General features: G+C 74.3%; 13 protein-coding genes and 1 pseudogene. 13 read left to right on the top strand and 1 reads right to left on the bottom strand.

Annotated elements, in window-relative coordinates; genetic code table 11:
* Positions 1 to 94: 94 nt before the first annotated feature.
* The gene (locus ACIP67_RS37785) at positions 95 to 1,363 is read right to left on the bottom strand and encodes an ROK family protein (protein ID WP_401698058.1); all 1,269 of its coding nucleotides are present in this window, start codon (positions 1,361 to 1,363) and stop codon (positions 95 to 97) included.
* Between the two features lie 222 nt (positions 1,364 to 1,585).
* On the opposite strand from ACIP67_RS37785, the gene ACIP67_RS37780 reads away from it, so the two are divergent.
* The 13 genes and pseudogenes from ACIP67_RS37780 to ACIP67_RS37720 all read left to right on the top strand — a co-directional run.
* On the top strand, positions 1,586 to 2,653 hold the full coding sequence (locus ACIP67_RS37780) for a Gfo/Idh/MocA family protein (RefSeq protein ID WP_401698057.1): 1,068 nt from the start codon (positions 1,586 to 1,588) through the stop codon (positions 2,651 to 2,653).
* Positions 2,650 to 3,570, top strand: coding sequence for a sugar phosphate isomerase/epimerase family protein (locus ACIP67_RS37775; RefSeq protein WP_401698055.1), 921 nt, complete (start codon positions 2,650 to 2,652; stop codon positions 3,568 to 3,570). The genes ACIP67_RS37780 and ACIP67_RS37775 overlap by 4 nt, the downstream gene beginning before the upstream one ends.
* A 41-nt stretch (positions 3,571 to 3,611) precedes the next feature.
* Positions 3,612 to 5,096, top strand: coding sequence for a GMC oxidoreductase (locus tag ACIP67_RS37770; protein WP_401698054.1), 1,485 nt, complete (start codon positions 3,612 to 3,614; stop codon positions 5,094 to 5,096).
* Between the two features lie 846 nt (positions 5,097 to 5,942).
* Positions 5,943 to 7,157 carry a pyridoxal phosphate-dependent aminotransferase gene (locus tag ACIP67_RS37765; RefSeq protein WP_401698052.1) on the top strand — a complete coding sequence of 405 codons (1,215 nt, stop codon included), beginning with the start codon at positions 5,943 to 5,945 and terminating at the stop codon, positions 7,155 to 7,157.
* Positions 7,158 to 7,209: 52 nt separating this feature from the next.
* Positions 7,210 to 7,605 carry a cell division protein SepF gene (sepF, locus tag ACIP67_RS37760; RefSeq protein ID WP_389515582.1) on the top strand — a complete coding sequence of 132 codons (396 nt, stop codon included), beginning with the start codon at positions 7,210 to 7,212 and terminating at the stop codon, positions 7,603 to 7,605.
* Positions 7,606 to 7,713: 108 nt separating this feature from the next.
* Positions 7,714 to 8,889 carry an AAA family ATPase gene (locus ACIP67_RS37755; protein WP_401698051.1) on the top strand — a complete coding sequence of 392 codons (1,176 nt, stop codon included), beginning with the start codon at positions 7,714 to 7,716 and terminating at the stop codon, positions 8,887 to 8,889.
* Positions 8,886 to 9,212, top strand: a complete 327-nt coding sequence (locus ACIP67_RS37750) for a nucleotide pyrophosphohydrolase (protein ID WP_401698050.1) — start codon at positions 8,886 to 8,888, stop codon at positions 9,210 to 9,212. The genes ACIP67_RS37755 and ACIP67_RS37750 overlap by 4 nt, the downstream gene beginning before the upstream one ends.
* Positions 9,213 to 9,558: 346 nt before the next feature.
* Positions 9,559 to 10,020: a DUF6099 family protein gene (locus tag ACIP67_RS37745; protein ID WP_401698182.1), complete on the top strand. Its 462-nt coding sequence runs from the start codon at positions 9,559 to 9,561 to the stop codon at positions 10,018 to 10,020.
* A 73-nt stretch (positions 10,021 to 10,093) separates the two neighbouring features.
* Entirely contained in the window at positions 10,094 to 11,017 is a 924-nt protein-coding gene (locus ACIP67_RS37740) for an LLM class F420-dependent oxidoreductase (protein WP_401698048.1), read from the top strand.
* Positions 11,018 to 11,166: 149 nt separating this feature from the next.
* Positions 11,167 to 12,099: a DUF4232 domain-containing protein gene (locus ACIP67_RS37735; RefSeq protein ID WP_401698046.1), complete on the top strand. Its 933-nt coding sequence runs from the start codon at positions 11,167 to 11,169 to the stop codon at positions 12,097 to 12,099.
* 226 nt (positions 12,100 to 12,325) lie between these two features.
* A complete protein-coding gene (locus tag ACIP67_RS37730) occupies positions 12,326 to 13,918 on the top strand; it encodes a 3' terminal RNA ribose 2'-O-methyltransferase Hen1 (protein ID WP_401698045.1) in 1,593 nt (530 codons plus the stop codon).
* Positions 13,915 to 16,470: a polynucleotide kinase-phosphatase gene (locus ACIP67_RS37725; RefSeq protein WP_401698044.1), complete on the top strand. Its 2,556-nt coding sequence runs from the start codon at positions 13,915 to 13,917 to the stop codon at positions 16,468 to 16,470. The genes ACIP67_RS37730 and ACIP67_RS37725 overlap by 4 nt, the downstream gene beginning before the upstream one ends.
* Positions 16,467 to 16,656: pseudogene (locus tag ACIP67_RS37720) on the top strand (2-oxoglutarate dehydrogenase, E2 component, dihydrolipoamide succinyltransferase); the annotation flags it as partial. The gene ACIP67_RS37725 and the pseudogene ACIP67_RS37720, both read left to right, overlap by 4 nt.

Genomic DNA, 16,656 nt, shown 5'->3' with positions numbered 1-16,656 from the left:
GCCAAAGTCAATGGTTCTGGATGTCGATGTGCTGGATGTGTGCCGTTTCCCTCCTCGCAGGGCGTCCCGGGTGCCACGGGGTGTCCTCGGGGGATCAGGCGCCTGCCGTCAGGCGGTCCGGGTCGACCGCGGACGGGCTGCCCAGCGGTGTCCAGGCTGCCATGGCGTCGGCCGACAGCAGCGCCTCCACGGCGAGGTGCGCCCCGCCCGCGACGCCGCCGAGGTCGCCCAGCGCGGAGCCGCGGATCACCAGGTCCGTCGCCGCCAGCGGCAGGGAGCGGCTGCGCACCGTGTGGTCGACCACGCGCAGGAAGGCGTCCCCCACCGTCAGGACGCCGCCGCCGAAGACCAGGTGGGAGGGGTTGTAGAAGTTGACGAGCGTCGCCATGAGGCTGCCCACCCGCTCCGCCGCCCGGGCGACCGCCGTCAGGCACCAGGCGTCGCCCACGGTGACGCCGCGGCCGATGTCGGCCGGGGTGATCTCGCCGTGCGCGCCGTGGATCTCGGCGAGGTACCGGCTGCGCCCCTCGTGGACCGCCGTCACCGCGTCGCGGGCCAGCGCCCAGCCACCCGCCAGCGCTTCCAGGCACCCGGTCCGCCCGCACCGGCACATGACCGAGTTGTCCTCCAGGACCCGGGCGTGCCCTATGTCACCGGCGGCGCCCTTGCTGCCCCGGTGCACGCGCCCCCCGCTGACGAGGCCGGCGCCGATGCCCGTACCCACCTTCACGAAGATCATCTCGTCGGCGCCGGTGCCGCCGGCGCGGGCCTCGCCCAGGGCCAGCAGGTTGGCGTCGTTGTCCACCCACACGGGCGCCCGGTGCCGTGCCTGGAGCCGGCCGCGGATGTCGAAGCCGTCCCAGCCCGGCATGATCGGCGGCTGCGACGGGCGCCCGGTCGAGAACTCCACCGGGCCCGGGATGCCCAGGGTGATCGCCCACAGCGGGGTGTCCCGGCGGCTCTCCAGCAGGCCGGTGAACGCGGCGTCCAGGGCGGTCAGGGTCTCCTCGGGGCCGCGGGCGATCGGCCACTCCAGATGCCGGTGCTCCAGGACGCGGGCGTCCAGGTCGGTCACCGCCACGTCCAGCGCGGCGGCTCCCAGCACCGCGGAGAGGACCAGTCCGCGCCCGGCGTCGAAGCGCAGCTGCCGCGGGGCGCGGCCGCCGCTGGACGGGCCGGTCTCGGCGTCCTCCAGCAGGCCGAGCTCGATGGCCTGCTCGACCCTCTGGGAGATCACCGTGCGGCCCAGGAGGGAGGCGGCGCCCAGCTCGGGCCGGGTGCGGGCGCGTCCCGAGCGGACCATGCGCACGACGGCGGACAGGGCGTCGTAGTGGTCGACTGCGGTCGGAGTACGGCGTGTCATACCCGGAATCATCGCGTACTTCTGCCGCTGCGGACTCAACCCTTGACCACTTTTGCGTGCCGCGTGCAATAGTGGGGGTGTTCACCGCAGTAGAGCACAGCAGAGCAGTGCATTGCCGAGCACAGCAGAGCAGCGCATTTCTGTGCTCAGCAGACCGCGCATTTCTGTGCCCAGCAGAGCAGAGCACTGCTGGGCACAGCAGAGCAGCAAGGACGCAGCCGTATGCCACAGCCGGTCAGGGCCGCCATCGTCGGCACCGGATTCATGGGAGCCGTCCACGCACGGGCCGTCGGCGCCGCCGGAGGGCAGGTGCGTCTGGTCGCCGGTTCCTCGGCCGACCGGGCGAAGGCCCTGGCCGCCTCCGTGCCGGGAGCCGAACCCGTGGACTTCGAGCGGGTGCTCGACTCCGACGTGGACGTCGTACACCTGTGTACGCCCAACCACCTGCACCACCCCATGGCCCGGCGGGTCCTGGAGGCCGGCAAGCACGTGGTGTGCGAGAAGCCGCTGGCCGTCTCCGTGGAGCAGGCCGCTGACCTGGCCGGCCTGGCCGCCGGGTCCGGGGCCGTCGCCACCGTCCCGTTCGTGTACCGCTTCTACTCCTCCGTCCGCCTGGCGCGATCCCGCCTCGCCGCCGACGCCCGGGCCCCCTGGCTCCTGCACGGCACCTACCTCCAGGACTGGCTCGCGGACCCGGCGGCCGACAACTGGCGCGTCGACGCGGACCTGGGCGGCGCCAGCCGAGCCTTCGGCGACATCGGCGTCCACTGGTGCGACCTCATGGAGTTCGTCACCGGCCAGCGCATCACCGCCCTCCAGGCCACCCTGGGCACCGCCCACCCCGTGCGCGGAGGCCGCCGCACCACCACCGAGGACGGCGGGGTCGTCACCTTCCGCACCGACGCCGGGGCGATCGGCTCCCTGGTCGTCAGCCAGGCCAGCGCCGGCGCCAAGAACCGGCTCACCTTCTCCTTCGACGGCCCGGACGCCTCCTACGCCTTCGACCAGGAGGACCCCGAGCGGCTGCGGATCGGCGGTCGCGCCGAGAACCGCGTCCTGCTCCGCGACCCGGCCCGCCCGCACGAGCGCCCCGGCGCCCTGCCGGCCGGACATCCGCAGGGCTACCACGAGTGCTTCGCCGACTTCGTCGCCGACACCTACGCCGCCGTCCGCGGCGACGCGCCCGACGGCCTGCCCACCTTCGCCGACGGCCTGCGCGCCGCCCGCGTCACCGACGCCGTGATGCGTTCCGCGGCCGCCGGCTCCACCTGGACGGAGATCCCCGGATGAACCTCGGCATGCTCACCGCCTGTCTGCCCACCTGGTCGCTCGACCGCATCGCCGACTGGGCCGCCACCGCCGGATACGAGCGCCTGGAGGTCGCCGTCTGGCCCGGCACCGGCAGCCGGGACTTCGAGGCCTCCCACATCGACGTCGCCCGCTTCGGCCCCCGCGAGGCCGACCGGGTCCGCGCCGTCCTGGACCGCACCGGCCTCGGCATCTCGGCCCTGGCCTACTACGAGAACAACCTGCACCCCGACCCGGCCCGGCGTGCGGAGATCCGCGAGCACCTCAAGCGCGCGATCGACGCCGCCCAGGCACTCGACGTCCCCTACGTCGGCACGTTCATCGGCCGCGACCCGGCCCGCAGCGTCCCCGAGAACCAGCGCGAGGCCGAGCGCGTCCTGCCCGAACTCGTCGAGTACGCGGGCGAGCGCGGCGTGCGGATCGTCATCGAGAACTGCGTCATGGAGGGCTGGCACCCCGACGGCCACCCCGGCAACATCGCCTACTCGCCGGAGCTGTGGGAGTGGATGTTCTCCCTCGGCCTCCACCTCAACTGGGACCCCTCCCACCTGATGTGGATCGGCGTCGACCCGGTGGCGACCATCGCCCCGTACGCCGACCGCATCGCCCACGCCCAGGCCAAGGACATCGAGATCGACCCCGTGGCCCGCAACCGCTACGGGTTCTTCGGGACGACGGACAAGAAGGGCGACCCCTGGGCCACCGGCTGGTGGCGCTACCGGGTCCCCGGCCGCGGACAGGTCGACTGGCCCCGCGTCGTCGACCGCCTCTACGAGGCCGGCTTCACCGGCACCCTCTCCGTCGAACACGAGGACCCGCTGTGGGGAGGCACCCCGGAGAAGGTGTGCCAGGGACTGACCATCGCCCACCACACCCTGCGGCCGCTCATCACCGGCTGACCCCGGACCGCCCGGCCGACCCAGACCCCAGGAGCCGAACCATGTCCCTCCCCCCGGCATCCGACTACGACGTCGTCGTGGTCGGCAGCGGCCCCACGGGCTGCACCTACGTCCGCGAGGTGTTCGAACAGCACCCCACCGCCCGGATCCTCCTCGTCGAGGCCGGACCGCGGATCACCGACCCGCCCGGCGGCCATGTGAAGAACATCGCCGACGACGCGCTGCGCGCCCGCGCCCAGCGGGCCTCCGAAGGCCCCTCGCCCGCCTCGCCCGGCCGCCCCGGCACCCGCCTCCTCGGCACCCCGGAGATGCCCGCCGCCGCCGTCTCCACCAACGTCGGCGGCATGGGCGCCCACTGGACCGCGGCCTGCCCCCGCCCCGGCGACGGCGAACGCATCCCCTTCGTCCCGGCCGACGAGATGGACCGCCACCTGACCCGGGCCGAACAGCTCCTGCGCGTCAGCGCCCACGCCTTCGACACGGCGCCCTTCGCCGACGAGGTGCGGCGCCGCCTGGCCGGCCACTTCGACACCGGCCGCCCCGCGTCCCGCCGCGTCGCCCCCATGCCCCTGGCCGTCACCATCCGCCCCGACGGTACGGGCGTCTGGAGCGGCACCGACGTCGTCCTCGGCCCCGCCGCCCACGACCCCCGCGTCGACATCGTCGACCGGTGCCTGTGCCTGCGCGTGCTGCACGACGGCGGCACCGTGACCGGCGTCGCCGTCCGTGACCTGGAGGAGGGAGGGGAGGGACGGGAGACGACGGTGACCGCACGGGCCGTCGTGGTCGCCGCGGACGCCCTGCGCACCCCGCAGGTCCTGCACGCCTCGGGCATCCGCCCCGCCGCGCTCGGCCGCCACCTCAACGACCAGCCGCAGATCGTCCACGCCGTCCGGCTCCCCGACGACCTCGTGACCGCGCACCGCGCCGTCACCGACCGCACCCGGCAGGACGACGGCGGGATCATCCCGCAGAGCGGCGTCAGCTGGGTCCCCTTCACCGACGACCGGCCCTTCCACGGGCAGGTCATGCAGCTCGATGCCTCCCCCGTCCCCCTCGACGGGGACGCGCTCGTCGAACCGGGCAGCATCGTCGGACTCGGCTGGTTCTGCGCCAAGGACGTCACCGCCGACGACCGCGTCACCTTCAGCGACACCGAAGAGGACGCCTTCGGCATGCCGGCCCCCGTCATCCACTACCGCTACACCGACCGCGACCTGGCCACCATCGAGGCCGCCAAGAAGGCCGTCGCGGAGGCCGGAGCCACGCTCGGCATCCCCCTCGGCGAGGCCCCGATCCTCCTTCCCGCCGGCAGTTCGCTGCACTACCAGGGCACCACCCGCATGGGCCCCGCCGACGACGGCATCAGCGTCTGCGACACCCACAGCCGCGTCTGGGACACCGTCGGCCTCTGGGTGGCCGGCAACAACGTCATCCCGACCGCCACCGCCTGCAACCCCACCCTCACCTCGGTCGCCCTGGCCTCCCGGGGCGCCGGGGCACTGGTCGACCACCTGACGTCCTGAGCGGAGGACGCCACCCGGATCCGACCACGGGACGGCCCACGACGAGAGGGCGCCCCGCGTCCCCCGTTGTGTTCGTCGCGGTCCTGCACGAGGGCCGCCGGCCTCCGGGTCCGGCACCCCCTGGCCCGCCCCGCCCACACCGACCGGCGGACGCCCGGCCCCGAGGCATGCTGCACGCCTGGCACGGGGCGCCTTGCCGGTACGCCTGGCTCGGGGCGCCTTGCCGGTACGCCTGGCTCGGGGGCCCTGCCGGCGCGACAGGCCCGGGCGAGCCTGTGCCGGCGTCCCCGCGGCCGCGGGCCCCGGGCCGCGGGGCTGCCGGGCCGCGGGGCTGCCGGGCCGCGGGGCTGCCGGGCCGCGGGGCTGCCGGGCCGCGGGGCTGCCGGGCCGCGGGGCCGCCGCGCCTCGGCGCCGCCGCGCCTGCGCCCGCCCGCGGACCCCCTGACCCCCGGATCCCGAACACTCTGACCTCCGGACCCTCTGGCCTCTGGCCTCCGGACCCTCTGGCCTCCGGACCCTCTGGCCTCCGGACCCTCTGGCCTCTGGCCTCCGGGCCTCCTGGGCCTCCGGGCCCCGGCCCTCAGACCCCTGGGCCTCCTGGGCCTCCCGGCCCCCAGGATCACCTGTCCTGGGCGCAGGGACCCGGGATCTCCGGGACCCGGGACCTCCGGCCCCCTGGGACCCGGCCCCCGTCGGGACGGCACGTCCCGTGCCCTGCCCGCACCCGGCCGTGTCGGGGCCCGCGGAACCGTACCGGGTGCTCGTCGGCGACCATGGCAGGGACGGTCCGCACCGCCGGCTCGTCCTGACATCCGTCCGTCATCGAGCCAGCCGGAGAACCGTCACATGAGGATCTCGCAACGTGCCCGGGCCGTCGCCCCGTTCTACGCCATGGAGTTCGGCAAGCACGCCGCGGCGCTGGAGGCCCAGGGGCACCACGTCGTCAAGCTCAACCTGGGCGAACCCGACTTCGGCGCGCCCCCGGCCGTGCGGGAGGCGATGCGCGAGGCCATGGACGGCAGGCCCATGGCCTACACCGCCGCGCTGGGCCTGCCCGCCCTCCGGCAGGCGATCGCGGGGTTCTACGGCGACCGGCACGGAGTCGAGGTCGATCCGGCCCGGGTGGTCGTGACCGCCGGTGCCTCGGCCGCCCTGGTGCTGGCCACCGCCGCCCTCGTCGACCAGGGCGACGAGGTGCTCATCGCCGACCCCTCGTACCCCTGCAACCGGCAGATCGTCGAGAGCTTCGGCGCCCGCGTCACCCTCGTGCCCACCACGGCCGCGACCCGCTACCAGCTGGACGCGGCCGCCGTGCGCGCGCACTGGACGGACGCCACCCGGGGCCTCATGGTCGCCACCCCGTCCAACCCGACGGGCACCTCGGTCCCGGCCGGCGGACTGGCCGAGCTGTGCGACCTGGCGCGCGAGCGCGACGCGTGGCGCATCGTCGACGAGATCTACCTCGACCTCGGCGACCACGACGAGCGGGGCAGGCCGCCGCGCACCGCGCTGACGCACGACCCCGACGCCGTCGTCGTCAACAGCTTCTCCAAGTACTTCGGCATGACCGGCTGGCGACTGGGCTGGTGCGTGGTCCCGGACCCGCTCGTCCCGGCGATCGAACGCCTGGCCCAGAACTACTTCCTCTGCGCCTCCACCCCCGCGCAGCACGCCGCCCTGGCCTGTTTCACCCCCGAGTCCCTGGCCGTCTGCGAGGATCGCCGCACCGAGTTCCTCCGGCGGCGCGCGATCGTCCTCGACGGCCTGGAGCGGGCCGGGCTGCCGGTCCCGGTCCCGCCCGACGGGGCGTTCTACGTGTACTTCGACGTCAGCGGCACCGGCCTCACCTCATGGCAGTTCTGCGAGCGGGCGCTGCACGAGGCGCACGTCGCCCTCACCCCGGGCCGGGACTTCGGCGTGCGCACGGCGGACACCCACGTACGCCTCTCGTACGCGGCGTCGGCCGACGAGCTCCGTGAGGGCGTCGCCCGGCTGGAGAAGTTCGTGGCATCGCTGCGGGGAGATGTCGCGGACCGTGTCGTTGTTGGGCCGAACGGGTGACTTGGCGTAAGAATTGGCCGGTGCAGGCATTGAGTGAGAGCGAGTCCGGGGGGTGCCGGTGAACCGTTACGACGTCACCGATGAACAGTGGGAGGGGCTTGCTCAGGTCGTTCCGTTGCGAGGCCGGGACGCCTGGCCGTCGTCGGTCGGCCACCGGGCCCTGCCGGACGCGGAGACGGCGGCCCGCCGCCGTTTCGTCGTCCTCAGGGTCAACGTCTTCGCGGACGCCCGTGAGGTCGCCGAGACCCTCATGGCGGGCATCCCGGTCCTCCTCGACCTCACCGGCGCGGAGACCGAGGTGGCCAAACGCGTCCTGGACTTCTCCACGGGCGTCGTCTTCGGCCTGGCCAGCGGGATGCACCGGGTCGACCGCAACGTGTTCCTGCTGACCCCGCCGGGGACCGAGGTGAGCGGAATCATGCAGGGCGCCGGGGTCCCCGGCGTGTGAGGCGGCGCGCTCCGGCGCGTCCCCCCACTGCGACCGCGGTCGCCCGTTCGTAGGAAGCCCACGAGGGTGGAACGGTTCGCCGCGCGGCGGGAGGCCTACGGTCCGCGTATGGCCGTCCCGTCTCCCTCCGCCACCCCGTCCACCACCGCCGCGGTCCGCCCCGTGCCGCGCCCCGCCCGCCCCTGTGTCACCGAGCTGCGGCTGTCCGCCTTCGCCGGGCACCGGGGGGCCGGGTTGCCGATCGGGGCGGTGACCCTCCTCGCCGGGCCCAGCGGCAGCGGCAAGACGACCGCGCTGCGGGCGTACGAGGCGCTGGCCCGGCTCGCCGGAGGGGCGCGGCTCGGTGAGGTGTTCCCGGATCCGGCCGCCTGTGTGCCGGAGGGGACGCGGCCCGACGGCCGGCCCCGGCGGGGCTTCCGCATCGGCTGCACGGCCGACGGCCCCGCGGGCCCGGTCCGGCTCGACCTCGCCGTCCAGGCCGAACCGGACCTGCGCGTGGTGGGGGAGCGGCTGAGCGCGGGCGGGCTCGTCCTGCTGGAGACGGCCCTGCGCGATCCGGGCCGGCGCACCGTGCAGGCCGCCTGGCACACCGCCGGCCCGTCGGAGGTCACCCGCGCCCCGCTCCCCGACGACCGCCTGGGCACCGCACTGCTCCCGCTGCGCGTGGCCGGCCGGACCGACGGGCAGCGCCGTGTCCTCGCCGCCGCCGAACAGATGCTGGTGGCCCTGCGTTCCGTCTTCGCCTGCGATCCGCGGCCCGAACGGATGCGCGGTCCCGTGCCCGCCGGCTCCGGGCGGCTGCTCGGCGGTTGCGACAACCTCGCCGACGTCGTCGCGCGCACCCGCGCGGAGTGCGCCCGGCGGCACGCGCAGCTCGTCGCCGCGGTACGGGGCGGCTGTGCCGGGCCGGTGACCGACGTGCGGGCCGAACCCCTCGGTGACGGCACGGTCCGCGCCGTGCTCGACCGCGGTACCGCCCGGCGTACCGAGCTGGCCCGCCTCGGCGACGGCGAACTGCGCTATCTGGCGCTCGCCCTGGTGCTGCTGACCGGCCCCGGCGTGCTGGACGTGGACCCGCCCGGCGAGGTGCCCGACGCGATGCGCGCCCTCACCGTCCTCGCCGACGGCTTCGACCGCGCGCTGGACGTACGCCAGCGCCGGGAGCTGCTGCGGCTCGCGGTCCGCACGGGCCGGCGCGGGCACCTGCGCTGCGTGGGGGCGGTGAGCGACGCCTCCTGGGCCGCCGGGACCGACGGCGTCACGGTGGTACACCTTGACCCGTGACAGAACACCTCGACGTGGCGACGCTCCAGCGCAGGCTGGCCGAGTTCGCGGCCGCGCGGAACTGGCAGCCGTTCCACACCCCGAAGAACCTCGCCTCCGCGCTCAGCGTGGAGGCCTCCGAACTGGTCGAGATCTTCCAGTGGCTGACGCCGGAGGAGTCGGCCCGGGTGATGGACGACCCGGACAGCGCGCACCGGGTGACGGACGAGATCGCCGACGTCCTCGCGTACCTGCTGCAACTGTGCGAGGTGCTCGGGGTCGACCCCCTCGCGGCACTGGACGCGAAGATCCACCGCAACGAGGGCAGATTCCCGGCGCCGTGAGGCGGGGCCGTGGCGCCGGGAGGCGAGGCCGCGGCACCGCGAGCCGAGGCCGGGCCGCCCGCCGACACCACGGGAACACGGGAACACGGGAACACGGGAACACGGGAACACGGGAACACGGAAGCACGGAAGCACGAAACACGGAAGCACGAAACACGGGAACACGGGAACACGATCATCCGCTATCACTCTCCGAAGTTGTTCGGGCGATCGAAATCGATTTGTTGTCCACAGATTTCCGCCTTCCTCTGGCTTTTCGCCCCACAGCCCCTCACTCTGGGTAGTGGACAAGGGAGTTCGGGTGACGGACGTGCGAGGAGCACGTCGGGACGGACGGGGGCGGCGCATGGACGCGGTGCGGCTCATCCTGACGAGCAGGCGCGCTCTCGCGAGCAGCGACGACGGGCCTCGGACCCTGACGGAGGTGTGGCAGGCACAGGCCCTGGCCCAGGCGATCGGCAGCCGCCTGGCCGTCTCCGGCCCGCCCGAACTGCGCGGTGAGGCACTGGGGTTGACCGAGCTGGCGGGCCGGGGCTGCGGGGTGCTGGACGCGCCGGTCCTGGACCCCGGGGACCTGCGGGCCGCCCAGCTCACCGAGTTGGACGACGCCCGCGAGGCGCTGCTCTGCCTCGGCGGTCTGCTCGGCGAGGTCGGCATCGCGCTCGTCGGCCTCGCCAGCGCGGCGGACGGAGAGGGCACGTACTGGCAGTGCATGGAGGCCATCGACGCGGCGGACGAGGCCCGGGACCGGGTCAGGGAGATGCTGCGGAAGCTGGCCGCGCGGGAGGGGGCGCTGCCGGAGCGGTGAGGCCCCGCCCGGGGGCGGGCGGGAGCGGGGGACCGGTGGGGGCGTCGGGTGGTCCGGAGTGCAGGATGGGGTCATGGACCTCCGCATCTTCACCGAGCCCCAGCAGGGGGCGACGTACGACACCCTCCTCACCGTGGCGAAGGCCACCGAGGAGCTCGACTTCGACGCCTTCTTCCGCTCCGACCATTACCTCAAGATGGGCGACGTGGACGGCCTGCCCGGCCCCACCGACGCCTGGATCACCCTCGCCGGCCTCGCCCGGGAGACCAAGCGCATCCGCCTCGGCACGCTGATGACCGCCGCCACCTTCCGGCTGCCCGGCGTCCTCGCGATCCAGGTCGCGCAGGTGGACCAGATGTCCGGCGGCCGCGTCGAGCTCGGCCTGGGCGCGGGCTGGTTCGGGGAGGAGCACACGGCGTACGGCATCCCCTTCCCGAAGGAGAAGTTCGGCCGCCTGGAGGAGCAGCTGGAGATCGTCACCGGCCTGTGGGGCACGGAGACCGGCAAGACCTTCGACTTCCAGGGCACCTACTACGACCTGAAGGGCTCGCCCGCGCTGCCCAAGCCCGCCCAGGCGAGGATCCCGGTGCTGATCGGCGGTCACGGCGCGAGCCGCACGCCCCGTCTGGCGGCACGGTACGCCGACGAGTTCAACATGCCGTTCAGCTCGGTCGAGGACACCGAGCGGCAGTTCGGCCGGGTCCGGGCCGCCGCCGAGGCGGCCGGCCGCCCGGCCGACGCGATCACCTACTCCAACGCCCTCGTGGTCTGCGTCGGCAAGGACGACCAGGAGGTCGCCCGCCGCGCCGCCGCGATCGGCCGCGAGGTCGACGAGCTGAAGGAGAACGGCCTGGCGGGCACCCCGGGCGAGGTCGTCGACAAGATCGGCCGTTACGCCGAGGTCGGCTCCCGGCGCATCTACCTCCAGGTCCTCGACCTGCACGATCTGGACCACCTGGAGCTGATCTCCGCCCAGGTGCAGTCGCAGCTGTCGTGACACCCGGTCCGGGGGCCGGACATCGTTGTCCGGCCCGTCGGACGCGCCTACCGCCGGGAACCGCCCGGCCCGTCACCTGTGACAGTCCTGTGACTGGAGGAGTGGCTTCCGCCACAGTCGGCGGGGCGGCCCCCTGATGGGGTGACCGGATGCGCAGACCCACCCCCCTCCTCCTTCCCGCCCTCGCCGCCGCCCTGCTGCTCTCCGCCTGCGGTACGGAAGACACCGGCACCGGCGCCGGGTCCGCCGGGCCCGGCGTGGCGGCGCCCGTGCCGCCGACCCAGGTCGACGACCCCGGCACGGACGGCGTCCGGGTCACCTCGGTGACCGTCCCGTCCCCCTCGCCCTCCCCCCGGCGCAGCCTCTCGGTCACCGCCGACAGCCTCCCCGCCGACTCCGGCATCTCCGCCGCCTACGAGGTGACCAACGACGGCGCCGAAGCGCTGACCTACAGCGTCCTGTTCGACTTCACGACGAGCACCGGCGAGGTGATGGACAACGAGTGGGTGACGGTGCGCGACGTCGGTCCCGGCGAGACGGCGCGCGGCACCGTCCGGCTGGGCGTCCTCGCGCCGGGCGCCTCCCCCGTGACGCGGGTGAAGGTCTCGCAGGTCCTCAAGGTGCCCGCCGGCGAGGCACCCGCCGAGGCGGGGTCCTGCCCGTCTTCCGGGATCCGGATCACGGCCGACGAGGGCGACGCGGCGATGGGGCTGCGCGTCGTGGGCCTGCACCTGGAGAACTGCGGAACGCGTGACTACACGGTCGACGGCTACCCGCTGCTGGAACTGCTGGACGAGAACCGCGAGCCGGTCGACGGCGTGCGCGTCCTCCAGGGCAGCGGAGAGATCACCACGGCCGCGGGGCCCGACGAGGCGCCCGAGGAGGTCACCCTGAAGCCGGGCGAGAAGGCGACCGCCGGCCTGGTGTGGCGCAACACCACCGACCTCGGCACCCCCGTCGACGTCCCGTACGTCCGGGTCCGGGCGAAGGCCGGTGCCGACCCGGTGACCGTGACACCCCGCCTCGACCTCGGAACCACCGGAAAGCTCGGGGTCAGGCCCTGGGAGCGGGCGACCGGGTAGCGCGGAAAATCCCGGGTGCGCCCGCACCCTTTCTCGGTACGTTGACGGTGTGCGCGGGCACACCACCAGCGCTTTTCACCCCCGACCCCTTCCTCCAGGTCCTCCGAACCCTCCGTCCGAACCCCGCCGTCCGACCCCTCTGTCCGAACCCTTCGTATCCCTTTCCGATCCTTTCGAGTCCTTTCGAGTCCTTCGAGTCCTTCGAGTCCTTTCGAGGCAGCCCACCGTGTTCCTGACCGTCACCACCACCGGCACCCCCGAACGCCCCGCCACCGACCTGGGCTTCCTGCTGCACAAGCATCCTGACCGGGCGCAGGCGTTCTCCACCTCCTACGGCACGGCGCACGTCCTCTACCCCGAGGCGGACGCCGAGCGCTGCACGGCGGCGCTGCTGCTGGAGGTGGATCCCGTGGCGCTGGTCCGGCGCGGCAAGGGAAAGGGCCGCGGCGGCGCGCCCGACGCCGCCCTCGCGCAGTACGTCAACGACCGCCCGTACGCGGCTTCCTCGCTGCTCGCGGTCGCGCTCAGCGGCGTGTTCTCCAGCGCGATGCGGGGAGTCTGCGCCGCCCGGCCCGAACTGCCCGACCGGGCGCGCCCCCTGCGCATCGAGGTACCCGCGCTGCCCGCCCGCGGCGGACCCGGCCTCGTACGGCGTCTCTTCGAGCCGCTCGGCTGGACGGTGACCGCCGAACCGGTCGCGCTGGACACGCGGTTCCCGGAGTGGGGCGACTCGCGGTACGTCCGTCTCCTGCTGGAGTCCGAGGCGCTGACGCTCGCCGCGGCCCTGCGTCACCTGTACGTGCTGCTGCCCGTGCTCGACGACGCCAAGCACTACTGGGTCTCCTCCGACGAGGTCGACAAGCTGCTGCGCGCCGGTGAGGGCTGGCTGCCCGGCCACCCCGAGCAGAACCTGATCACCAGCCGCTATCTGTCGCGCCGCTGGTCGCTGACCCGGCAGGCGAGGGAGCGGCTGGAGCTGGTGCGGCTCGCCGAGGCCGACGACACCGAGGTCGAGGAGATCGACAACGCGGTCGCGGCGGAGGCGGAGACGGAGGAACGGCCGACCCCGCTCGCGGTGCAGCGCCGGGACGCGATCGTCGCGGCGCTCCAGGAGGCCGGAGCCGCCCGGGTGCTCGACCTCGGCTGCGGCCAGGGCCAGTTGGTGCAGGCGCTGCTGAAGGACGCCCGGTTCACGGAGATCGTCGGCCTCGACGTGTCGATGCGCGCGCTCACCATCGCCTCCCGCCGGCTGAGGCTGGACCGCATGGGCGAGCGCCAGGCCTCCCGCGTCACCCTCCGCCAGGGCTCCCTCGCCTACACCGACGACCGGCTCAAGGGATACGACGCCGCCGTGCTCAGCGAGGTGATCGAGCACGTCGACCTGCCCCGGCTGCCCGCCCTGGAGTACGCGGTGTTCGGCGCGGCCCGTCCGCGCACGGTCCTGGTGACCACGCCGAACGTCGAGTACAACGTCCGCTGGGAGACCCTCCCGGCCGGCCACGTCCGGCACGGCGACCACCGCTTCGAGTGGACCCGCGGGGAGTTCCGGACCTGGGCGGAGACCGTCGCCGCGCGGCACGGTTACGACGTGCGCCTCGCGCCCGTCGGACCGGACGACCCCGAGGTGGGACCGCCGACCCAGATGGCCGTGTTCACCCTGAGCACCCCGAACGACACACCGGCCCCGAACGACACACCGGCGCAGACCGACACGCCGGCCCAGACCGACACGCCGGCCCGGAACGACACACCGGCCCAGAAGGGCACACCGGCGCGGACCGGCACCCCGGACGAGAAGAAGGAGGCGGAGGCGGCATGACCGAGACGCCGGCCACCACCCCGCGGCAGGGCCGCGTCCTGCCCGTCACCGACCTCTCCCTCGTCGTGCTGATCGGCGCCTCCGGCTCGGGCAAGTCCACCTTCGCCCGCCGGCACTTCCGGCCCACCGAGGTCATCTCCTCCGACTTCTGCCGCGGTCTGGTCTCCGACGACGAGAACGACCAGAGCGCCACCCGGGACGCCTTCGACGTCCTGCACTACATCGCGGGCAAGCGGCTCGCGGCCGGCCGGCGCACGGTCGTCGACGCGACCAGCGTGCAGCAGGACGCCCGCCGCCAGCTGATCGACCTGGCCAAGCGGTACGACGTGCTGCCCATAGCGATCGTGCTGGACGTGCCGGAGGCGGTGTGCGCCGAGCGCAACGCGGCCCGCGCCGACCGCGCCGACATGCCGCGCCGGGTCGTCCAGCGCCACACCCGCGAACTCCGCCGGTCCCTGCGGGGCCTGGAGCGCGAGGGCTTCCGCAAGGTGCACGTGCTGCGGGGGGTGGAGGAGATCGAGCACGCCACCGTCGTCACCGAGAAGCGCTTCAACGACCTGACCCACCTCACCGGCCCCTTCGACATCATCGGCGACATCCACGGCTGCGCCGCCGAACTGGAGGCGCTGCTCGGCAAGCTGGGGTACGCCGACGGCGTGCACCCGGACGGCCGGCAGGCCGTCTTCGTCGGCGACCTCGTCGACCGCGGCCCGGACAGCCCCGGTGTGCTGCGCCGCGTGATGGCGATGGTCAAGTCGGGCAACGCCCTCTGCGTCCCCGGCAACCACGAGAACAAGTACGGCCGTCACCTGCGTGGCCGCGCGGTGCAGCCCACCCACGGCCTCGCCGAGACGATCGAGCAGATGGCGGGGGAGAGCGAGGAGTTCCGCGCCGAGGTGCGGGAGTTCATCGACTCACTGGTCAGCCACTACGTCCTCGACGGCGGCCGGCTCGTCGTCTGCCACGCCGGCCTGCCGGAGAAGTATCACGGCCGCACCTCCGGCCGCGTCCGCTCGCACGCCCTGTACGGCGACACCACCGGCGAGACCGACGAGTTCGGCCTGCCGGTGCGCTACCCGTGGGCGGAGGACTACCGGGGCCGGGCGGCCGTCGTCTACGGCCACACCCCGGTTCCGGAGGCGACCTGGCTGAACAACACCATCTGCCTGGACACCGGCGCCGTCTTCGGCGGCAAGCTGACCGCGCTGCGCTGGCCGGAGCGGGAACTGGTCGACGTACCGGCCGAGCGGGTCTGGTACGAGCCGGCCAGGCCGCTGCGGTCGGAGGCGCCCGGCGGGCACGACGGACGGCCGCTGGCGCTGTCGGACGTGCACGGGCGGCGGGTCGTCGAGACCCGGCACCAGGGCCGGATCTCGATCCGGGAGGAGAACGCGGCGGCGGCCCTGGAGGTCATGAGCCGCTTCGCCGTCGACCCGCGTCTGCTGCCCTACCTCCCGCCGACCATGGCGCCGACGGCGACCAGCCGGGTGGACGGGTACCTGGAGCACCCGGCGGAGGCGTTCGCGCAGTACGCCGAGGACGGGGTCGCGCGGGTCGTGTGCGAGGAGAAGCACATGGGCTCGCGGGCGGTGGCGCTGGTGTGCCGGGACGCGGAGGCGGCCCGCAGGCGGTTCGGCGTCGACGGGCCGACCGGCTCGCTGTACACGCGCACCGGCCGCCCGTTCTTCGACGACGGGTCGGTGACGGAGCGCGTCCTCGACCGTGTCCGCACGGCGGTCGGCGAGGCCGGCCTGTGGGACGGGCTCGACACCGACTGGCTGCTGCTGGACGCCGAGCTGATGCCGTGGTCGCTGAAGGCGGCCGGGCTGCTGCGCTCGCAGTACGCGGCCGTGGGCGCCGCCTCGGGAGCCGTCTTCCCGGGCGCCCTCGCCGCACTGGAGGGCGCCGCCGCCCGCGGGGTGGACGTCGCCGGCCTCCTCTCCCGCCAGCGCGAACGGGCCGCCGACGCGGCCGCGTTCACCGAGGCCTACCGGCGCTACTGCTGGACCACGGACGGCCTCGACGGCGTCCGCCTGGCCCCGTTCCAGATCCTCGCCGTCCAGGGCCGCAGCCTCGCCGGCCTGCCCCACGACGAACAACTCGCCCTGCTGGACCGGATGGTGGAACACGACGGCACCGGACTCCTCCGGACGACTCGGCGCCTGTACGTCGACACGGCGGACCCCGAGTCGGTGCGGGCCGGCGTCGACTGGTGGCTGGAGATGACGGACCGCGGCGGCGAGGGCATGGTCGTCAAGCCGCTCGGCGCCGTGGTCCGCGGCGACCAGGGCCGCCTGGTCCAGCCGGGCATCAAGTGCCGGGGCCGCGAGTACCTCCGCATCATCTACGGCCCGGAGTACACCCGCCCCGACCACCTCGCCCGCCTGCGGCAGCGCTTCCTGAACCACAAGCGCTCCCTCGCGATCCGCGAGTACGCCCTCGGTCTGGAGGCCCTGGACCGCCTGGCCGAGGGCGAGCCCCTGTGGCGCGTCCACGAGGCGGTGTTCGGCGTCCTGGCCCTGGAGTCGGAACCGGTGGACCCGAGACTGTGACCCACGGGGCCCCGGGACCCGCCCACCTGGCCCCGGGACCCGCCCACCTGGCCCCGGGACCCGCCCACCTGGCCCCGGGACCCGCCCACCTGGCCCCGGGACCCGCCCACCTGGCCCCGGGACCCGCCCACCTGGCCCCGGGACCCGCCCACCTGGCCCCGGGACCCGCCCACCTGGCCCCGGGAC

This window comes from Streptomyces sp. NPDC088812 (assembly GCF_044750285.1).
Lineage (GTDB): Bacteria > Actinomycetota > Actinomycetes > Streptomycetales > Streptomycetaceae > Streptomyces.
Note: the sequence above shows the minus strand (reverse complement) of the source record. Positions and strands in the feature narration are given on the sequence as shown.

Bases quoted from the DNA above. Each gene is read 5' to 3' on its own strand.
- ACIP67_RS37785 (WP_401698058.1), bottom strand. From the start codon at position 1,363: ATGACACGCCGTACTCCGACCGCAGTCGACCACTACGACGCCCTGTCC.
- ACIP67_RS37780 (WP_401698057.1), top strand. From the start codon at position 1,586: ATGCCACAGCCGGTCAGGGCCGCCATCGTCGGCACCGGATTCATGGGA.
- ACIP67_RS37775 (WP_401698055.1), top strand. From the start codon at position 2,650: ATGAACCTCGGCATGCTCACCGCCTGTCTGCCCACCTGGTCGCTCGAC.
- ACIP67_RS37770 (WP_401698054.1), top strand. From the start codon at position 3,612: ATGTCCCTCCCCCCGGCATCCGACTACGACGTCGTCGTGGTCGGCAGC.
- ACIP67_RS37765 (WP_401698052.1), top strand. From the start codon at position 5,943: ATGAGGATCTCGCAACGTGCCCGGGCCGTCGCCCCGTTCTACGCCATG.
- ACIP67_RS37755 (WP_401698051.1), top strand. From the start codon at position 7,714: ATGGCCGTCCCGTCTCCCTCCGCCACCCCGTCCACCACCGCCGCGGTC.
- ACIP67_RS37745 (WP_401698182.1), top strand. From the start codon at position 9,559: ATGGACGCGGTGCGGCTCATCCTGACGAGCAGGCGCGCTCTCGCGAGC.
- ACIP67_RS37740 (WP_401698048.1), top strand. From the start codon at position 10,094: ATGGACCTCCGCATCTTCACCGAGCCCCAGCAGGGGGCGACGTACGAC.
- ACIP67_RS37735 (WP_401698046.1), top strand. From the start codon at position 11,167: ATGCGCAGACCCACCCCCCTCCTCCTTCCCGCCCTCGCCGCCGCCCTG.
- ACIP67_RS37725 (WP_401698044.1), top strand. From the start codon at position 13,915: ATGACCGAGACGCCGGCCACCACCCCGCGGCAGGGCCGCGTCCTGCCC.